The 16,774-nt window shown below is 57.5% G+C and carries 17 protein-coding genes; all 17 read left to right on the top strand.

Annotated features, from left to right (window positions below):
- Positions 1-36: 36 nt before the first annotated feature.
- The 17 genes from Q1J43_RS12070 (at position 37) to Q1J43_RS11990 (ending at position 16,757) form a co-directional block, all read left to right on the top strand.
- Complete coding sequence (locus Q1J43_RS12070; RefSeq protein WP_301102742.1) at positions 37-1,089, top strand: HD domain-containing phosphohydrolase; 1,053 nt, start codon at positions 37-39, stop codon at positions 1,087-1,089.
- A gap of 191 nt (positions 1,090-1,280) precedes the next feature.
- On the top strand, positions 1,281-1,709 hold the full coding sequence (gene ndk, locus Q1J43_RS12065; protein WP_301102741.1) for a nucleoside-diphosphate kinase: 429 nt from the start codon (positions 1,281-1,283) through the stop codon (positions 1,707-1,709).
- 29 nt (positions 1,710-1,738) lie between these two features.
- Positions 1,739-2,836, top strand: a complete 1,098-nt coding sequence (gene rlmN, locus Q1J43_RS12060) for a 23S rRNA (adenine(2503)-C(2))-methyltransferase RlmN (RefSeq protein ID WP_301102740.1) — start codon at positions 1,739-1,741, stop codon at positions 2,834-2,836.
- Complete coding sequence (gene pilW, locus Q1J43_RS12055) at positions 2,833-3,627, top strand: type IV pilus biogenesis/stability protein PilW (protein WP_366141895.1); 795 nt, start codon at positions 2,833-2,835, stop codon at positions 3,625-3,627. The genes rlmN and pilW overlap by 4 nt, the downstream gene beginning before the upstream one ends.
- Positions 3,624-4,541 (top strand): RodZ domain-containing protein, encoded by a 918-nt coding sequence (locus tag Q1J43_RS12050; RefSeq protein WP_301102739.1) that lies wholly within the window; start codon positions 3,624-3,626, stop codon positions 4,539-4,541. The genes pilW and Q1J43_RS12050 overlap by 4 nt, the downstream gene beginning before the upstream one ends.
- Before the next feature lie 34 nt (positions 4,542-4,575).
- Positions 4,576-5,811 (top strand): flavodoxin-dependent (E)-4-hydroxy-3-methylbut-2-enyl-diphosphate synthase, encoded by a 1,236-nt coding sequence (ispG, locus tag Q1J43_RS12045; RefSeq protein WP_301102738.1) that lies wholly within the window; start codon positions 4,576-4,578, stop codon positions 5,809-5,811.
- A complete protein-coding gene (gene hisS, locus Q1J43_RS12040) occupies positions 5,808-7,115 on the top strand; it encodes a histidine--tRNA ligase (RefSeq protein ID WP_301102737.1) in 1,308 nt (435 codons plus the stop codon). Before ispG ends, hisS begins: the two co-directional genes overlap by 4 nt.
- Positions 7,115-7,798 (top strand): tetratricopeptide repeat protein, encoded by a 684-nt coding sequence (locus Q1J43_RS12035; protein WP_301102736.1) that lies wholly within the window; start codon positions 7,115-7,117, stop codon positions 7,796-7,798. The genes hisS and Q1J43_RS12035 overlap by 1 nt, the downstream gene beginning before the upstream one ends.
- Positions 7,798-8,943 (top strand): outer membrane protein assembly factor BamB, encoded by a 1,146-nt coding sequence (gene bamB, locus Q1J43_RS12030; RefSeq protein ID WP_301102735.1) that lies wholly within the window; start codon positions 7,798-7,800, stop codon positions 8,941-8,943. Before Q1J43_RS12035 ends, bamB begins: the two co-directional genes overlap by 1 nt.
- Positions 8,940-10,379, top strand: a complete 1,440-nt coding sequence (gene der, locus Q1J43_RS12025) for a ribosome biogenesis GTPase Der (protein ID WP_301102734.1) — start codon at positions 8,940-8,942, stop codon at positions 10,377-10,379. The genes bamB and der overlap by 4 nt, the downstream gene beginning before the upstream one ends.
- An 85-nt stretch (positions 10,380-10,464) precedes the next feature.
- Entirely contained in the window at positions 10,465-10,704 is a 240-nt protein-coding gene (gene hfq, locus Q1J43_RS12020; protein WP_301102733.1) for an RNA chaperone Hfq, read from the top strand.
- Between the two features lie 64 nt (positions 10,705-10,768).
- Positions 10,769-11,941 carry a ribosome rescue GTPase HflX gene (hflX, locus tag Q1J43_RS12015; protein WP_301102732.1) on the top strand — a complete coding sequence of 391 codons (1,173 nt, stop codon included), beginning with the start codon at positions 10,769-10,771 and terminating at the stop codon, positions 11,939-11,941.
- A gap of 20 nt (positions 11,942-11,961) precedes the next feature.
- Positions 11,962-13,218, top strand: coding sequence for an FtsH protease activity modulator HflK (gene hflK, locus Q1J43_RS12010; protein WP_301102731.1), 1,257 nt, complete (start codon positions 11,962-11,964; stop codon positions 13,216-13,218).
- Complete coding sequence (gene hflC, locus Q1J43_RS12005) at positions 13,218-14,108, top strand: protease modulator HflC (RefSeq protein ID WP_301102730.1); 891 nt, start codon at positions 13,218-13,220, stop codon at positions 14,106-14,108. The genes hflK and hflC overlap by 1 nt, the downstream gene beginning before the upstream one ends.
- On the top strand, positions 14,105-14,290 hold the full coding sequence (locus Q1J43_RS12000) for a DUF2065 domain-containing protein (RefSeq protein ID WP_301102729.1): 186 nt from the start codon (positions 14,105-14,107) through the stop codon (positions 14,288-14,290). Before hflC ends, Q1J43_RS12000 begins: the two co-directional genes overlap by 4 nt.
- Positions 14,287-15,441 carry an ATP phosphoribosyltransferase regulatory subunit gene (locus tag Q1J43_RS11995; protein ID WP_301102728.1) on the top strand — a complete coding sequence of 385 codons (1,155 nt, stop codon included), beginning with the start codon at positions 14,287-14,289 and terminating at the stop codon, positions 15,439-15,441. The genes Q1J43_RS12000 and Q1J43_RS11995 overlap by 4 nt, the downstream gene beginning before the upstream one ends.
- Before the next feature lie 8 nt (positions 15,442-15,449).
- Positions 15,450-16,757: an adenylosuccinate synthase gene (locus tag Q1J43_RS11990; protein ID WP_301102727.1), complete on the top strand. Its 1,308-nt coding sequence runs from the start codon at positions 15,450-15,452 to the stop codon at positions 16,755-16,757.
- Positions 16,758-16,774 lie beyond the last annotated feature (17 nt).

Below are 16,774 nucleotides of genomic sequence, written 5' to 3'. Positions count from 1 at the left end.
TTTGCTATACTCACTGCGAATTGCATGGAGGACGGGATGAACCGAATCGCCATTGTTGACGATAGCATCATTAATCTGACCCTGCTGAGTGCACTGGTCAGCACGCTGGGTAATTGCGAGCCCTTGCCTTTTGAGGAGTCGCTCAAGGGACTGGCCTGGTGTTCGGAAAACCTGCCGGACATGATCGTTGTCGACTACATGATGCCGCAGATGAACGGCTTGCAGTTCATCGCGGGGCTGCGTGCAGTCCCCGGCCGGGAAGAAGTGCCGATCCTGATGATCACTGCCAATGACGACAAGGATGTGCGCTATGAAGCCCTGCAAATGGGGGCGACCGACTTCCTGATCAAACCGGTTGACCGTATCGAATTTTCGGCCCGGGTGCGCAATATGCTGGCCCTGGGCGCCAGCCGTAAAAAATTGGCTGACAAGGCGGCCTGGCTGGCCGAAGAGGTTAGAAAGGCGACGTCGGCGGTTCATTCCCGTGAACAAGAGCTGCTGTTTCGCATGTCGCGTGCGGCCGAGTTTCGCGATCCGGAAACCGGTGCGCACATTCAGCGCATGTCGCACTACTCGTGTCTGATTGCAGGACGCATGGGGCTGTCCGCCGAGGAACAGCAATTGATTTTGCAGGCCGCGCCCATGCATGATGTTGGCAAGATCGGCATTTCCGACTATATCCTGCTCAAACCGTCGGCCCTGACGCCGGAAGAGTTTGCGGTGATGAAGACCCATTCCGTGCTCGGTTTTGAACTGCTCAAGGGAAGCGAGTCGAGGGTGCTTCAGTCAGCCGCCTCAATCGCCATTTCGCATCACGAAAAATACGACGGCGGGGGTTACCCCTATGGCCTGGCAGGTGATGCAATACCCGTCTTCGGGCGCATCGTGGCGGTCGCCGACGTATTTGACGCGCTGACCTCCGAGCGTCCCTACAAGAAGGCCTGGCCGATCGAACAGGCCGCGGCTTACATGCGCGCCGGTTCCGGTGGACATTTCGATCCGGTCTGCGTCGATGCGCTACTGGCCTGCTGGACCGATATTATGGACATCCATGCGCAGTATCAGGATTCCGAGTTGCCGAGAATTTGAAACGACGGTGACGCACTGGCCTGCCGGGCCAGAGAGGCAGACGCTGAGCGAATGTCATGGCGATCTCCCATTGCCGATAGCTCACGGCAGCAATTTCGGTATTTCCGACGGAGTGTTGGTACAATGCGCGGTTAATCGTACATTCAGGCTTTTTTGTTGTATTTCCCGTCCTTTGTGGAGAATTTTGAACTATGGCTATCGAACGCACACTTTCCATCATCAAACCCGATGCGGTTGCGAAGAACGTTATCGGAAAAATCTATTCCCGTTTTGAGGCCAATGGTCTGAAGGTCATTGCCGCCAAAATGGCCTGGCTCTCGCCACAGGAAGCGGGCGAATTTTATGTTGTGCACAAGGATCGTCCTTTTTACAAGGATCTGGTTGCGTTCATGACCTCCGGCCCGGTCATGATTCAGGCGCTCGAGGGTGAAGATGCAATCGCCAGGAATCGCGAGTTGATGGGTGCTACCGATCCGAAGAAAGCCGCTCCAGGAACCATTCGTGCAGATTTCGCTGAGTCGATCGACGCCAATGCGGTGCATGGTTCTGATGGCCCGGATACGGCAAAAGTCGAGATTGGCTTTTTCTTTCCGGGGATGAACGTTTACCCAGGCCGCTAAGTCCCGGGCAATACTGAATTGTCATACCGATGACCGTAAATCTGCTCGATTTTGATGCGATTGGCCTGGCTGATTTTTTCGCCGAACATGGCGAAAAGCCGTTTCGCGCGAGGCAAGTGCTGCGCTGGATGCATCGTTTCGGGCAGAGCGATTTTGACGCCATGACCGACATCGCCAAGAGCCTGCGTGAAAAGCTAAGGAGCTTGGCGTCGGTCACTCCGCCGAGCATCGTTTCGGATCAGTTTTCGGACGATGGGACGCGCAAATTCCTGTTTGATGTCGGCGACGGCAATGCCGTCGAGACCGTCTTCATTCCCGAGGATGATCGGGGAACACTGTGTGTTTCAACGCAGGCAGGTTGTGCCCTCGATTGTTCGTTTTGTTCGACCGGCAAGCAGGGCTTTAACCGTAACCTGACGGTGGCCGAAATCATTGGTCAACTCTGGCAGGCCAACCGTGTTCTGGGTGCCGATCCCGCCGCTGAACGTATTATCAGCAATGTCGTGTTGATGGGCATGGGCGAGCCGCTCGCCAACTTTGAAAGCACGGTCAGCGCCTTGCGCTTGATGCTTGATGACAACGCCTATGGCCTGTCGCGTCGTCGCGTGACGGTGTCCACCTCCGGTCTGGTGCCGGTGATGGACCGTCTGGCTGATGAGTGTCCGGTGGCCCTTGCCGTTTCGCTGCATGCGCCAAATGACAGGCTGCGTGACGAACTGGTGCCGATCAACCGGAAGTATCCGCTGCCGGAGTTGATGGCGGCCTGCAATCGTTATTTGCAAAAGGCGCCGCGCGATTTTGTGACGTTTGAATATGTCATGCTCGATGGTGTGAATGACTCCGATGCGCAGGCACGTGAGTTGCTCGCCGTAACGCGCAAAGTATCCTGCAAGTTCAACCTGATTCCTTTCAACCCGTTTCCGGGATCGCCTTATCTTCGTTCACCGGCACATCGAATCAGGCGGTTTGCCGAGATACTGATGGACGCCGGCGTGGTCACCACCACCCGCAAGACGCGGGGTGACGACATTGACGCTGCCTGTGGTCAGTTGGCTGGACAGGTACTGGACAAAACGCGGCGAACGGCGCGCCGAATTATTGATGTGCACGAGGTCAGAACCCGATGAAAGAACTGAACGGCTTGGTTTGCGGTTTGGCTGCTGTGCTATTGATGGCAGTTCCGGCAGCACAGGCCCAGAAATCCGAACCTCCTCCCCCGGATACGCTGGCTTCAGCGGTTCCCAAGGACATCTATACTCGGGCCAAACTGCATACTGAGCTGGGTTCAATGTATTTTCAGAATGGCAACCTGATTGTTGCTCTCGAAGAGTTGACGATCGCCATCTCGATCAATCCGAATTACGCCCAAGCCTACAGCACGCGAGGTCTTGTCCTTTACTACATCAAGGAGTTTGTCTCGGCTGAAAAGGACTTTCAGCGGGCCCTGAGCCTTGATGAAAAGGATCCGGAAATCAGCAACAACTATGGCTGGTTTCTTTGTCAAACAGGAAAAGCGAAAGAGTCCATTGCCTTCTTTCAGCGGGCCATCAAGAACCCCTTGTATCAGACGCCTGAAACGGCCTATCTGAACGCGGGAACGTGTTATGCCAAGCTCGGTGAATTGAGCTTGGCCGAGGAGTTTGTTCGCAGGAACCTGCGCTTCTCGCCGGATAATCCGCAGGCCCTGTTGCAGTTGGCTAAAATCACTTACCAACGTGGCAACTATGACGCCGCCAGGGAACATCTGAAGAACGTGGTGCGCCAGACTGATCCTGATGCCGAGGTGCTGTGGCTGTCTTTGCGCATTGAGCGCCGCCTGGGCGATCGATCTGCCGAGAGCAGTTTAATTGCCCAGTTGCGACGCAGATACCCCGATTCACCTGAGTATCAAGAGTTTTTAAAAGGTAACTTCGAATGAGTGGGACGATTGCTCCGTCGCCCGTCTCGGGTGACGATGCCTATGCCGGATCGGTTTTGGAGCGGACGCTGGATGCGTCCGTAAAGCCCTTGACACCGACGCTGCTGAGCGTGGGTCAGCAACTGGGCGCGGCCCGGCAAGCCAAGGGGCTGACCACCGATGATGTGGCCAAGGCGCTCAAACTGAGCCTGCGCCAGGTTGAGGCGCTGGAGGCTGACGATTGGCCGAGCCTGCCCTGCAACACGATCATCCGGGGTTTTGTCCGCAATTACGCCCGTTTGCTGAGCCTGAATCCTGATCTTCTGATGGGCGCGCTTGACCGCTTGAAAATGCCGCAGGAGCCTGAACTTGAGATGTCTGTCGGCACCTCAGTACCTATCCCCCAGGAGAGCAAGGTCGACCGGCGAGACTTTGCCCGCGTATTGTCCGGGCTGATCGTTCTGCTGCTGGCCGTTTCAGCCTATTTCTTTTTGCCCGAGGAGTTATGGCTGTCGACCGTGTCAGCACTGAAATCCGCAACGCAACCAACACAATCCACGGAAGTTGCCAAGAACGTTGTTCCTGGCGAGCCGGAAGAAGCCAAGGCGCCTGACACCGTTGTTGCCTCGCCGGCGACGGCGGTGCTTCCCGACCCGTCGACAATAGAGCCGCAAGCGCTTGCTGCGCCTTTTTCTTCCGCTACCGTATTGAAATTCAGCTTTGCCCAGCCGTCATGGGTCGAGGTCCGTGATCACAGCGGCCAGATCATTTTCTCGCAGAATAATCAGGCCGGTACACAGCGTGAGCTTGAAGGCCAGCCACCGTTTGCGCTGGTCATTGGCAATTCAGCCTACGTGACTTTGCAATACAAGGGCAAGACGATTGACCTTTCCAAGCGCAGCAAGGACGACGTGGCTCGCCTGACCCTCGAATGACATGAGTGACGCATCGAGATTCCGTGAGCAATCCGTGAACAATCGTTCGTCCCTGCGTCGGCCGACGCGCACCGTTCGCATCGGCGCCGTAACGGTGGGAGGCGATTCGCCAGTGGTCGTCCAGTCGATGACCAACACCGATACCGTTGATGTGCTCAAAACCGCCATTCAATGCGCCGAACTTGCGCGTGCCGGATCAGAACTGGTGCGCATCACGGTCAATACGCCGGAAGCGGCGGCGGCCGTGCCGAAAATCCTGGCGCATCTTCACACCATGGGTGTCGATGTGCCTTTGATCGGCGACTTTCACTACAACGGTCATCGTTTGCTGGCTGACCATCCTGAATGCGCACAGGGGCTGGCCAAATATCGTATCAACCCGGGCAATGTCGGTCACGGCAGGAAGCGCGACGAGCAGTTCGCGCAGATGATCGAGATTGCCTGCAAGTACGACAAGCCGGTGCGCATCGGTGTTAACTGGGGCAGTCTCGATCAGGATCTGCTGGCGCGCATCATGGATGAAAACGCCAGCCGAGCCGAGCCGAAAGATGCCACTGAAGTCATGCGTGAGGCGATGGTGACTTCGGCCCTCGAATCGGCCGCCAAGGCCGAGGAACTGGGCCTGTCCGGCGATCGCATCATACTTTCGTGCAAGGTTTCCGGCGTCCAGGATCTGATCGCCATTTACCGCGAGTTGTCCCGGCGATCGGACTACCCGCTGCATCTTGGCCTGACCGAGGCAGGGATGGGATCAAAAGGGATTGTCGCCTCGACGGCCGCCATGGCGGTGTTGTTGCAGGAAGGCATTGGCGACACCATTCGCGTTTCACTGACTCCCGAACCCGGCGGCAAGCGGACGCAGGAAGTCATTGTCGCGCAGGAGATGCTGCAAACACTGGGGCTGCGCGCGTTCACGCCGATGGTTGCGGCGTGCCCGGGCTGTGGCCGCACCACCAGCACCTTCTTTCAGGAACTGGCGCATTCAATCCAGGAGCATGTGCGCAGCAAGATGCCGCAGTGGCGCGTCGAGTACGATGGCGTCGAAAATATGACGTTGGCGATCATGGGTTGCATCGTCAACGGCCCAGGCGAGAGCAAGCATGCCAACATTGGCATCAGTCTTCCCGGTACGGGCGAAGTGCCGGCAGCGCCAGTCTTCGAAGATGGCTCCAAGACCGTTACCTTGCGCGGTGAGCACATCGCCGAAGAATTTACCGCCATCGTGGACCGTTACGTGGCCCGGAACTACCGGAGAAAGTTTGCAACGTGAGCCAACATATCCAGTCCGTGCGCGGGATGAACGACATCCTGCCGGGCGCAGCCGAGTTCTGGGAAGTCTTTGAAGAAACAGTCCGTTCGTGGCTCAAGAGCTACGGCTACCGGCCGATCCGCTTGCCTATCGTTGAGCCGACGCCGCTCTTCAAGCGCGCCATCGGCGAAGTGACCGACATCGTCGAGAAGGAGATGTATTCCTTTATTGACAGCCTGAACGGAGAACCGCTCACCCTGCGTCCGGAAGGAACGGCCGGTTGTGTGCGAGCGCTAATTCAGCACAAGTTGGCGGTGCAGCAGCCGCAACGGCTTTATTACATGGGGCAGATGTTCCGTCACGAGCGGCCGCAGAAAGGGCGCTATCGCCAGTTCAATCAGGTCGGTGTCGAGTCCTTTGGTTTTGCTGGTCCCGACATTGATGCCGAGCAGATCCTGATGGGCGCCCGCCTCTGGGATGATTTGGGCCTTGACGGAATAAAATTGCAGTTAAATACCCTGGGCCAGGCGGATGAGCGGGCCAGGCATCGGCTCGAACTGATCCGCTATTTCGAGCACGATGTCGATCTGCTTGACGAGGAGGCAAAGCGCCGTCTTTACACCAATCCATTGCGCATACTCGACAGCAAGAACCCGACCATGCAGGAGATGATTGTTGCTGCGCCCAGGCTGATTGATTACCTGGGCAGCGAGTCCCTTGCGCATTTCGAAGGGGTGCAGCAGGTTCTGCGTGATGCCGGTCTGCCCTACGAGATCAATCCCCGCCTGGTCCGCGGGCTTGACTATTACAATCTCACCGTCTTCGAGTGGGTGACCGACCGTCTCGGCGCACAAGGTACGGTCTGCGCCGGCGGGCGTTACGATGGTTTGGTCGAACAGCTTGGCGGCAAGCCGACGCCGGCCTGCGGTTTTGCCATGGGCGTCGAGCGCTTGCTGACGCTGATTCAGGAAGCGGGCGGCGAACCGGTGCTTGAAGGGATCGACGTCTATCTCGTGCATCAGGGCGAAGCCGCTTCGCGTCTGGCGCCCCGGGTTGCCGAGGGTTTGCGTGATCAGGGTATTGATGTGCTGTTCCACTGCGGTGGTGGCAGCTTCAAGTCACAAATGAAAAAGGCCGATGCCTCGGGAGCAAGCTTTGCCGTGATCATCGGCGACGATGAGGCGAATGCCGGCGAAGTCACGCTCAAGCCTTTGCGTGCTAATGGTGAGAAGCAGAACGAACAAAAGCGTGAACAGAAAAGAGTCAGCGTCGATCATGTCGCCGACGAAATAATGAATTTATTTTTGGATTGGGAAGATGCGTAATGGCAACCTATGACCTCGAAGAACAGGAACAACTCGCCGAAATCAAGACGTGGTGGAAGCAGCACGGCAATCTATTGATCAACATGCTTACGGCCGTCGCGCTGGTCGTTATCGCCTGGCAGGGGTGGAGCTGGTATCAGCGCAACCAGGCAGCGCAGGCTTCGCTGGTCTATAACGTCCTGCAGAAAGCAGTTGTGGACAAAGATTCGCAACGCACCAAGGCGGCCAGTGGCGAATTGCTCGAAAAATTTGGCAGTACGAGCTACGCCGCGCTGGGCGCATTGACGACGGCCAAAGCGATGATTGACGCCGGTGACGTAAAAACCGCCAAACTGCAACTGCTGTGGGTCATCGAGCATGGCAGGGACGAACTGCGCGATGTGGCGCGCTTGCGTCTGGCTGCCGTGCTGCTCGATGAAAAGGATTTCGTTCAGGCCTTACAGCAACTCGAGGGCACGGTCAGTCCCGGTTTTGAAGCACGCTTTGCCGATAACCGCGGCGATATATTGAGCGCCCAGGGCAAGAGCGCCGAAGCGCTGGCCGCCTATCAGGGCGCGCTGGCCAGGCTTGATGACGCGAACAGCAAGGGCAGGAATTTGGCGCAGAGCTGGCAAGGCCAGTCCAATGCCGTCTATCGCGAACTGTTGCAGCAGAAACTCGATGCGCTGGGCGGGAGCAAGTAATGACCAAGGGCCTCGCTGCCGCTTTGCTGTCAACAACGCTGGCGCTGGCCGCTTGCTCGACGCTTGAGTCGATGAATCCCTTCACCAGCAGCGGGCCGAAAATGGCCGAGCTGCAAGCAATCAAGGCGACGGCGGAAGCGCGTGTCCTGTGGCGTGAAAGCGTCGGCAAGAGCGATGTTTATACCTTTGTCCCAGCCGTAGTTGGTTCCTCGGTCTATGCCGCTGGCAATAATGGCACTCTGCTGCGCATCGACGACGGCAAGCTGGTCTGGAAAATCAATGTTGGACAGACGCTTTCCGGTGGCGTCGGCGCTGATGACAGCATGGTCGTGGTCGGTTCGCCGAAAGGTGATCTGCTGGCATTTTCCAGCGCCGACGGGAAACTTTTGTGGAAAGTCAGGGCCAGCAGCGAGATTCTTTCTTCACCTGCTCTGGGTGGCGGCCTTGTCGTTGTACGCAGCGGCGACAACCGACTGGCTGCCTACGATGCGCTCGACGGCAAGCGCAAATGGATCTATCAACGTCCGACACCAGCGCTTTCCCTGCGCGTTACCGCCGGCCCGGTCATCGATGGAAAATTTGTTTTCGCCGGTTTCCCCGGCGGCAAGCTGATTGCGGTCAGTACGGCCAATGGTGCGGTCTTGTGGGAGGGTACGGTGGCCTTGCCCAAAGGGTCGACCGAGCTTGACCGCGTGGCGGATATCACCAGTGTCCCGGTTATTTCCGGGCGTACCATCTGCGCCGTGGCCTTTCAAGGGCGCGTTGCCTGCTTTGATCTGGGCAACGGCAACCTCAACTGGGCGCGCGATCTGTCCAGCGCCGTTGGGCTGACCATTGATGCGCGCTACCTTTACGTGACCGACGACAAAGGCTCGGTGCATGCACTCGACATGGCCAGCGGCGCCAGTATCTGGAAGCAGGACAAACTTTTCCAGCGACGTGTTACTGCTCCCCTGGCGCGCCGTGGCCTGATCGCCGTAGCCGATGCTCAGGGTGTGGTGCATTTTTTGAGTCGAGACGACGGCTCCTTTGTTGCTCGCCTGACGACCGACGGGAGTCCGGTTGTTGCGCCCTTGCAGGCGCTGGGCAGTGGTTTGCTGGTGCAAACAAGCAACGGCGGTGTTTACGCCATAGAGGCGCAATGAAACCAAGCATCGTCATTGTCGGCCGTCCGAACGTAGGAAAATCAACGCTTTTCAACCGCCTGACCAAGACGCGTGACGCGCTAGTTGCCGATATTCCGGGCCTCACCCGTGATCGTCATTACGGCCACGGAAAGCTCGGCAGCAAGCCCTATCTGGTCGTTGATACCGGAGGTTTCGAGCCGCTCGCCAAAGACGGCATCATGCACGAGATGGCGCGGCAGACCGAGCAGGCCATTGCCGAAGCCGACGCGATCATTTTCGTCGTTGATGGCCGAACCGGGATTACCGCCCTCGACAAGGACATCGCCAACAAGCTGCGCAAGGCGGCGCGACCGGTGTTTGTCGCGGTCAACAAGGCCGAAGGCATGAATCAGGGCATTGTCATCGCCGATTTTCATGAGCTTGGCCTGGGGGAGCCCTGCGCCATTTCAGCAACCCATGGTGAAGGGGTGCGCGGGGTCATCGAACTGGCGCTCGAACCCTATCCCGAACCGGAAGAAAACGACAGCGAAAACGATGTTCTGAAGGTGGCGATCGTCGGGCGTCCAAACGTCGGCAAAAGCACAATGATCAATGCCGTACTCGGAGAAGAGCGGGTCATTGCCTTCGATCAGCCGGGAACAACCCGTGACGCCATCTACGTCGATTTCGAACGCGCCGGAAAACACTACACGCTGATCGATACAGCGGGTTTGCGGCGCAAGGGCAAGGTTTTCGAAACCGTCGAGAAGTTCTCGGTGATCAAGACCCTGCAATCGATCGAGGATGCCCACGTGGTGATTCTTGTGCTTGATGCCCAGCAGGATATTTCCGACCAGGACGCCCATATTGCCGGATTCGTCGTTGAATCGGGTCGTGCCCTGGTGGTTGCGGTCAACAAGTGGGATGGCCTTGATCCCTACGTTCGGGACCAACTCAAGGGTGATCTTGAAGCCAAGCTGAAGTTTCTTGATTTTGCCAACTTCCACTATGTCTCGGCGCTCAAGGGGCAGGGCCTGGAACACGTTTTCCGTTCGGTCGATGCCGCCTACAAGGCGGCAACAGCCAATCTGTCGACGCCGCAATTGACGCGCACGCTGATCGACGCCGTGGCAAAACAGTCACCTCCGCGCAACGGAATTTTCCGCCCCAAGCTGCGCTACGCCCACCAGGGGGGACGCAACCCGCCGGTCATCGTTATTCACGGCAATGCACTGGACAAGGTGTCCGATTCGTATCGTCGCTACCTGGAGCATGTTTTCCGCGAGGTATTCAAGCTACAGGGAACACCGCTACGCATCCAGTTCAATGTATCAACAAACCCCTTTGCCGATCGCAAACCGGCTGAACAGAACCGACGTAGACCCAAAGCCGAAGAAAAACCGAAACCAAAAACCAGAGGACCAGTCAAACCCGATCCTGGAGCGGCCTCAAAAGCCAAGCCGAGGCCCAGGTGATCGATTCGGGTTTGTATGGCAAACATACTTGAAATCAATTAAGCTAGCCGGCCTCATACCAACAACGAAACATGGAGTTCTAACCATGAGCAATAAAGGGCAACTCTTACAAGACCCGTTTCTCAATGTGCTGCGTCGCGAGCATGTGCCGGTCTCCATCTATCTGGTCAATGGCATCAAATTGCAGGGGCAGGTTGAATCATTCGACCAATACGTCGTGCTGCTCAAGAATACTGTTACCCAGATGGTCTACAAACATGCCATATCGACGGTGGTGCCTTCGCGTCCGGTCAGTGTCCAGCAGGAAGGCAGCGACGACGTCTGACACTTCAATGGCAGGCTGTCTCGATAGCCCAAACCTTTGTTCCCTCATTACGTAAAACGCCTCAATGCTTGAACGCCCCGCCGCTGGTGAACGTGCGGTCGTCGTTCAGCTCGATTTTGGCTACAACGATATTGCCGAGCAACTCGAAGAGGTGCGCCTGCTCACCGAATCGGCCGGCGCTGTCGTTTGCTCAGTGATTCATGGGCGGCGACAGAGCCCTGATCCGGCGACTTTCGCCGGCAAGGGCAAGGTGCAGGAAGTGGCTGCCGAAGTTGCCGCGCATGGCGCCAATCTTGTCGTTTTTAATCACGCCTTGTCGCCCGCCCAGGAGCGCAATCTGGAGCGTACGTTGCAGTGCCGGGTTATTGACCGGACCAGCCTGATCCTTGATATCTTTGCCCAACGGGCGCAGAGCTCGGAGGGGAAGCTACAGGTCGAACTGGCGCAACTGGGTCATCTCGCGACTCGACTGGTTCGTGGCTGGACCCATCTGGAGCGTCAAAAAGGCGGCATCGGGCTGCGTGGCCCGGGCGAAACCCAGCTCGAAACCGATCGCCGTCTGCTCGGCAAACGGGTCAAGCAACTCAAGGAGCGGCTGGGCCGACTGGAACGTCAGCGCGGCGTGCAACGCAAGTCACGCGGGCGCGGCGAGGTTTTGAACGTATCGCTCGTCGGCTACACCAATGCTGGTAAATCAACGCTTTTCAATGCGCTGACCCATGCCGGCGCCTATGCTGCCAATCAACTGTTTGCCACGCTCGACACCACCTCGCGCAAGCTCTGGTTGGGCGAAGCCGGGAATATCGTCATTTCCGACACGGTCGGCTTTATCCGCGATCTGCCGCACGAACTGGTGGCGGCTTTTCACGCGACGCTGGAGGCCACCGCACAGGCTGATCTTCTGTTGCATATTGTTGATTCAGCCAGTCCTGCCCGTGAGGCTCAGGTTGCCGAAGTCGATAAAGTTCTCGGGCAAATCGGCGCCAGTGAGGTTCGGCAACTGATTGTGTTGAACAAGCAGGATCTGAGCGGGCTGCCGTCGGTCGTCGAACGGGATGAGTATGATAGAATCATCCGTGTTCGAGTCAGTGCGAAATGTGGTGATGGTTTGCCCTTGCTGCGCGAGGCGCTGGCCGAGATTGCACTTGATAAACTTGGCGCTTCACGTACTCGGCCGATGGCCGGTGACGCTTCGCTCAACCCTGATATTATTTCGGACCCAGGCATCTCTCTATGATTTCAAGTATTGGATTACTCATGTCGCTTAACGATCCTCAGTGGGGCAATGGTGGCGGCAAGCGGCCGAATCAGGGGCCGCCCGACCTCGAAGAATTGTGGCGCGATCTGAATCGTCGCCTGTCAGGCCTGTTTGACAAGAAGGGCGGTGCTAGCGGCGATGGCGGTGGTGGCGGTGGTAATCGCCCGCCGGTCGAGTTCAACCCCAAGTTTCTTGGCGGCGGCATCGGCCTGCTGGTCGGTATTGTGCTGATCGTCTGGCTGGCCAGTGGTTTTTACATTGTCGATGCCTCGCAGCGTGGCCTTGTCTTGCAGTTTGGCAAGTATAAGGAAAGCACGGAGTCCGGTTTGCGCTGGCGCTTACCCTATCCGATCCAGTCGCATGAGCTGGTCAATATTTCCGGCGTGCGCACGATCGAAGTCGGTTATCGCGGCAGCGAGAAGAATAAGGTGCTCAAGGAAGCGCTGATGCTCACCGATGACGAAAACATCATCAACATCCAGTTCGCCGTCCAGTACATCCTCAAGGATCCTGTTGACTACATCTTCAACAATCGAACCCCAGACGAAGCGGTGATGCAGGTCGCCGAAACGGCAATTCGCGAAATCGTTGGCAAGAGCAAGATGGACTTCGTTCTCTACGAGGGGCGCGAGCAAATCGCGGTCAAGGCGTCTAACCTCATGCAGGAGATTCTTGATCGCTACAAGACCGGCATCCTGATTTCCAAGGTGACGATGCAGAATGCACAACCCCCCGAGCAGGTCCAGGCAGCCTTTGATGATGCCGTAAAATCGGGGCAGGATCGCGAGCGCCAGAAGAACGAAGGCCAGGCCTATGCCAATGACGTGGTTCCGAAAGCCAGAGGTACGGCCGCCCGTCTGATGCAGGAAGCGGACGGTTACAAGCAGCGTCTGATTGCCACGGCCGAGGGCGATGCCAGTCGCTTCAGGCAGATCCAGGCTGAATACGCCAAGGCGCCGGAGGTGACGCGCAGTCGCATGTATCTGGAAACCATGCAGCAGGTCTATTCCAGCACCAGCAAGGTGATGGTCGATGCCAAGGGCCAGGGTAATCTGCTCTATCTGCCGCTCGACAAACTGATGCATGCCGCCGGAGGAGCGTTGATGCCACCTGATAGCGTTGGCAGTAGCGCCGAGATGCCGGCGCAGGTTCGTTCAGGAACCGTGGTATCCAATGACACCCCGCCGCAGGTGGTGGATAAAACCGAAGCGCGGTCGCGTGACGCCTTGCGCTCACGTGATCGGGAGGCACGATAATGAAAGCCGGTTTGAATTTCACAGCCGCCGTTGTTGCGGCAGTTCTGGCCGTTCTTGGCACATCAATTTTTACGGTCGATCAGCGGCAGTTTGCCATTGTCTTCCAGCTCGGGGAAGTGCGTGAAGTCATCGCCGACCCGGGGCTGTACTTCAAGTGGCCGATGATCCAGAACGTTCGCTACTTCGACAAGCGGATTCTTACCCTCGACACGTCTGAGCCGGAGCGTTTCATTACTTCGGAAAAGAAGAATGTGCTGGTTGATTCCTTTGTCAAATGGAAGATTGTCGACCCCAAGCTTTATTATGTTTCGGTTGCCGGTGATGAGATGCGGGCCAAAACGCGTCTGTCGCAAACGGTCAATGCCGGTTTGCGCGAGGAGTTTGGCAAGCGAACCGTTCATGACGTGGTTTCCGGTGAGCGCGACAAGATCATGGAGCAGATGCGTGAAAAGGCTGATCTCGATGCGCGCAAGATCGGTGTTCAAATTGTTGATGTTCGGGTGAAGCGTGTTGATCTGCCAACCGAAGTCAGCGAATCGGTCTACCGTCGTATGGAAGCCGAGCGTAAACGGGTAGCCAATGAACTACGCTCGGAGGGTTCTGCCGAAGCCGAGAAAATCCGTGCGGATGCGGACAAGCAGCGCGAAGTGATCGTCGCCGAAGCCTATCGCGAAGCGCAAAAAATGAAGGGCGAGGGCGATGCCAAGGCGACCGCCACCTATGCCCAGGCTTTCAACCAGAATCCCGAGTTCTATGCCTTTTACCGTAGCCTCGAAGCCTATCGCAACAGCTTCAAGAGCAAGAACGACATCATTGTTGTCGAGCCCAACTCCGACTTTTTCAAGTACATGAAGAGTGTCGGTCGAGGCAGCGAAAAATCGGGTAAATGAGCACCGGCCTGCTCATTGCTTTCGCGCTGATGCTGGTGCTCGAAGGCCTGGTTCCTTTTCTCGCGCCAGCCGTCTGGCGTGAAACCTTTCGTCGTCTGATTCAGCTCTCGGATGGACAGATTCGTTTTATTGGCCTGACTTCGATGCTGGTCGGCCTATTCCTGTTGATGGTTTTTAGATGAACTGGCTACTGCCCGCATACATTGCTGATGCGCTGCCGCATGAAGCGGCCCAGATAGAGCGTCTTCGCCGCGCGGTGCTTGATCTTTTTCGCGTCCATGGTTATGAACTTGTCATGCCGCCGCTGCTGGAATACCTGGACTCCCTGCTCACCGGCTCGGGGTCTGATCTTACGCTGCGCACTTTCAAGCTGGTCGACCAGCTTTCCGGGCGCACGCTCGGTTTGCGCGCCGACATGACGCCTCAGGTCGCACGCATCGATGCGCATTTACTCAACCGGCAGGGTGTGACGCGCCTGTGCTATTGCGATAGCGTTCTGCATACGCTGCCGGCCTCTCTGGCGGCCAGCCGGGAGCCAATTCAACTGGGTGCGGAACTGTATGGTTTCGCTGGCGTTGAGGCCGATCTGGAAGCGATTCGACTGCTGGCGGCAGCACTCAAGACCGCTGGCACCCCCCCTTCACGCATTGATATTGGACATGTCGGGGTGTTCCGCGCCCTGGCCGCTGCCGCCGCTCTTGACACAGAGACTGAGGCAAGGATTCTGCAACTCTTGCAGCTCAAGGATATTCCGAGTTTGCACGAATGCTGCGCCAAGGTGGCCGAGCCCTATCGGTCCGCCTTCCTGCGTTTGCCTGAACTCTACGGTGGCGTTGATATCCTGGAAACCGCCGTCCGAGAATTGCCCGGGCTGCCCGAAATCTCTTCGGCCCTGGCTACGATGCGCTACTTGCAAACGGCCATGCCGGAATTGCCACTGTCATTCGATCTGGCTGATCTGCGCGGTTATCACTACCACAACGGTGTTGTTTTCGCCGCCTACTACCCCGGTTTCCCCAGTGCCATTGCGCAAGGGGGGCGCTACGACGGCGTTGGCAAAGACTTTGGCCGTTCCCGGCCGGCAACTGGTTTTTCGATGGATTTGCGCGAAGTTGCCCGCCTGGCAGCCAGCAGCACGCCGGCAGGCGCCATTCTGGCGCCCTATTCGGCGACGGATGGCGCCCTGGCAGCACGTATCGCTGCCTTGCGTGAACTGGGTGAGGTCGTCGTCGAACTTTTGCCGGGAACAGCGGGCAGCGAAGGGCCTGCCTGCGACCGCCAACTGGTCAAATGCAATGAGCAATGGATTACTCAAGAAATTACCAAGGACTGATTGGAAAAATGGCTAAGAACGTCGTAGTAGTTGGTACCCAGTGGGGCGATGAGGGCAAGGGTAAAATCGTCGACTGGTTGACCGATCACGCTCAGGGCGTCGTGCGTTTTCAGGGCGGCCACAACGCCGGGCATACGCTTGTTGTTGGAGAGAAGGTCTATAAACTTAATCTGGTGCCTTCGGGCATCGTTCACCCTGGAATCAACTGCTATATCGGAAATGGTGTTGTGCTGGATATCCACCATCTGCTTTCCGAGATTGATGAACTGGAGGCCGGTGGCATCGAGGTTCGTTCGCGCTTGAAAATCAGTCCGGGCTGCCCGCTTATCCTGGGTTACCACTCGGCACTCGATCGCGCCCGCGAGTCGGCCAAGACCGCTGATGTCAGGATAGGCACCACCGGCAAGGGGATTGGGCCGACCTATGAAGACAAGGTGGCGCGCCGCGCCCTGCGTGTTTACGACCTCTTCTACCCAGCGCGTTTTGCCGAGAAGCTCAAGGAAAACCTCGACTACCATAATTTTGTCCTGACCAAGTACCTCGGTGCGCAGGCCGTCGACTTCGAGACCATTCTCGCGCAGGCGATGGCCGATGCGCAAATAATCAGGCCGATGGTTGCTGACGTCTCTGCCGCGCTGCATGAGGCCAACAAGGCCGGTCAGAACCTTCTTTTTGAAGGCGCACAGGGAGCCTTGCTCGACATCGACCACGGGACTTACCCCTTCGTTACGTCGTCGAACTGCGTCGCTGGTCAGGCATCAGCAGGTGCGGGCGTCGGACCGGGCATGCTGCACTATGTGCTGGGGATTACCAAGGCCTATTGCACGCGCGTTGGCGGCGGACCTTTTCCAAGCGAACTCGATATCGAGACCACCGGTGTTCCCGGCCATCAAATGTCGCAGAAGGGCCGCGAGTTTGGCACAGTCACCGGGCGCAAGCGTCGCTGCGGATGGTTTGATGTTCCCGCGCTCAAGCGCTCGATTCAAATCAATGGCGTCACCGGCCTGTGCATCACCAAGCTTGATGTGCTCGATGGCCTCACCGAACTGAAGATCTGCACCGGTTATCAGCTCAACGGGAGGGTGATCAAGCTGCTGCCGATGGGTTCCGACGAGGTGGCTGATTGCGAACCCATCCTTGAAAGCATGCCCGGCTGGACCGAGTCCACCGTCGGCGCGACCCGGCAGGAAGCCTTGCCTGAGGCCGCCCGGGCCTATCTTGCGCGGATTGAAGCCTTGTGTGAAATACCGATCGACATCATATCAACCGGGCCGGAACGTACAGAGACGATTCTCCGCCGCCACCCATTTGCCTGATGCCTGCACGCGCTGTG

The organism is Propionivibrio sp. (assembly GCF_029255185.1).
Taxonomy (GTDB): Bacteria; Pseudomonadota; Gammaproteobacteria; order Burkholderiales; family Rhodocyclaceae; genus Propionivibrio.
Note: the sequence above shows the minus strand (reverse complement) of the source record. Positions and strands in the feature narration are given on the sequence as shown.

Bases quoted from the DNA above. Each gene is read 5' to 3' on its own strand.
- Q1J43_RS12070 (WP_301102742.1), top strand. From the start codon at position 37: ATGAACCGAATCGCCATTGTTGACGATAGCATCATTAATCTGACCCTG.
- ndk (WP_301102741.1), top strand. From the start codon at position 1,281: ATGGCTATCGAACGCACACTTTCCATCATCAAACCCGATGCGGTTGCG.
- rlmN (WP_301102740.1), top strand. From the start codon at position 1,739: ATGACCGTAAATCTGCTCGATTTTGATGCGATTGGCCTGGCTGATTTT.
- pilW (WP_366141895.1), top strand. From the start codon at position 2,833: ATGAAAGAACTGAACGGCTTGGTTTGCGGTTTGGCTGCTGTGCTATTG.
- Q1J43_RS12050 (WP_301102739.1), top strand. From the start codon at position 3,624: ATGAGTGGGACGATTGCTCCGTCGCCCGTCTCGGGTGACGATGCCTAT.
- Q1J43_RS12035 (WP_301102736.1), top strand. From the start codon at position 7,115: ATGGCAACCTATGACCTCGAAGAACAGGAACAACTCGCCGAAATCAAG.
- bamB (WP_301102735.1), top strand. From the start codon at position 7,798: ATGACCAAGGGCCTCGCTGCCGCTTTGCTGTCAACAACGCTGGCGCTG.
- der (WP_301102734.1), top strand. From the start codon at position 8,940: ATGAAACCAAGCATCGTCATTGTCGGCCGTCCGAACGTAGGAAAATCA.
- hfq (WP_301102733.1), top strand. From the start codon at position 10,465: ATGAGCAATAAAGGGCAACTCTTACAAGACCCGTTTCTCAATGTGCTG.
- hflX (WP_301102732.1), top strand. From the start codon at position 10,769: ATGCTTGAACGCCCCGCCGCTGGTGAACGTGCGGTCGTCGTTCAGCTC.
- hflK (WP_301102731.1), top strand. From the start codon at position 11,962: ATGTCGCTTAACGATCCTCAGTGGGGCAATGGTGGCGGCAAGCGGCCG.
- hflC (WP_301102730.1), top strand. From the start codon at position 13,218: ATGAAAGCCGGTTTGAATTTCACAGCCGCCGTTGTTGCGGCAGTTCTG.
- Q1J43_RS12000 (WP_301102729.1), top strand. From the start codon at position 14,105: ATGAGCACCGGCCTGCTCATTGCTTTCGCGCTGATGCTGGTGCTCGAA.
- Q1J43_RS11995 (WP_301102728.1), top strand. From the start codon at position 14,287: ATGAACTGGCTACTGCCCGCATACATTGCTGATGCGCTGCCGCATGAA.
- Q1J43_RS11990 (WP_301102727.1), top strand. From the start codon at position 15,450: ATGGCTAAGAACGTCGTAGTAGTTGGTACCCAGTGGGGCGATGAGGGC.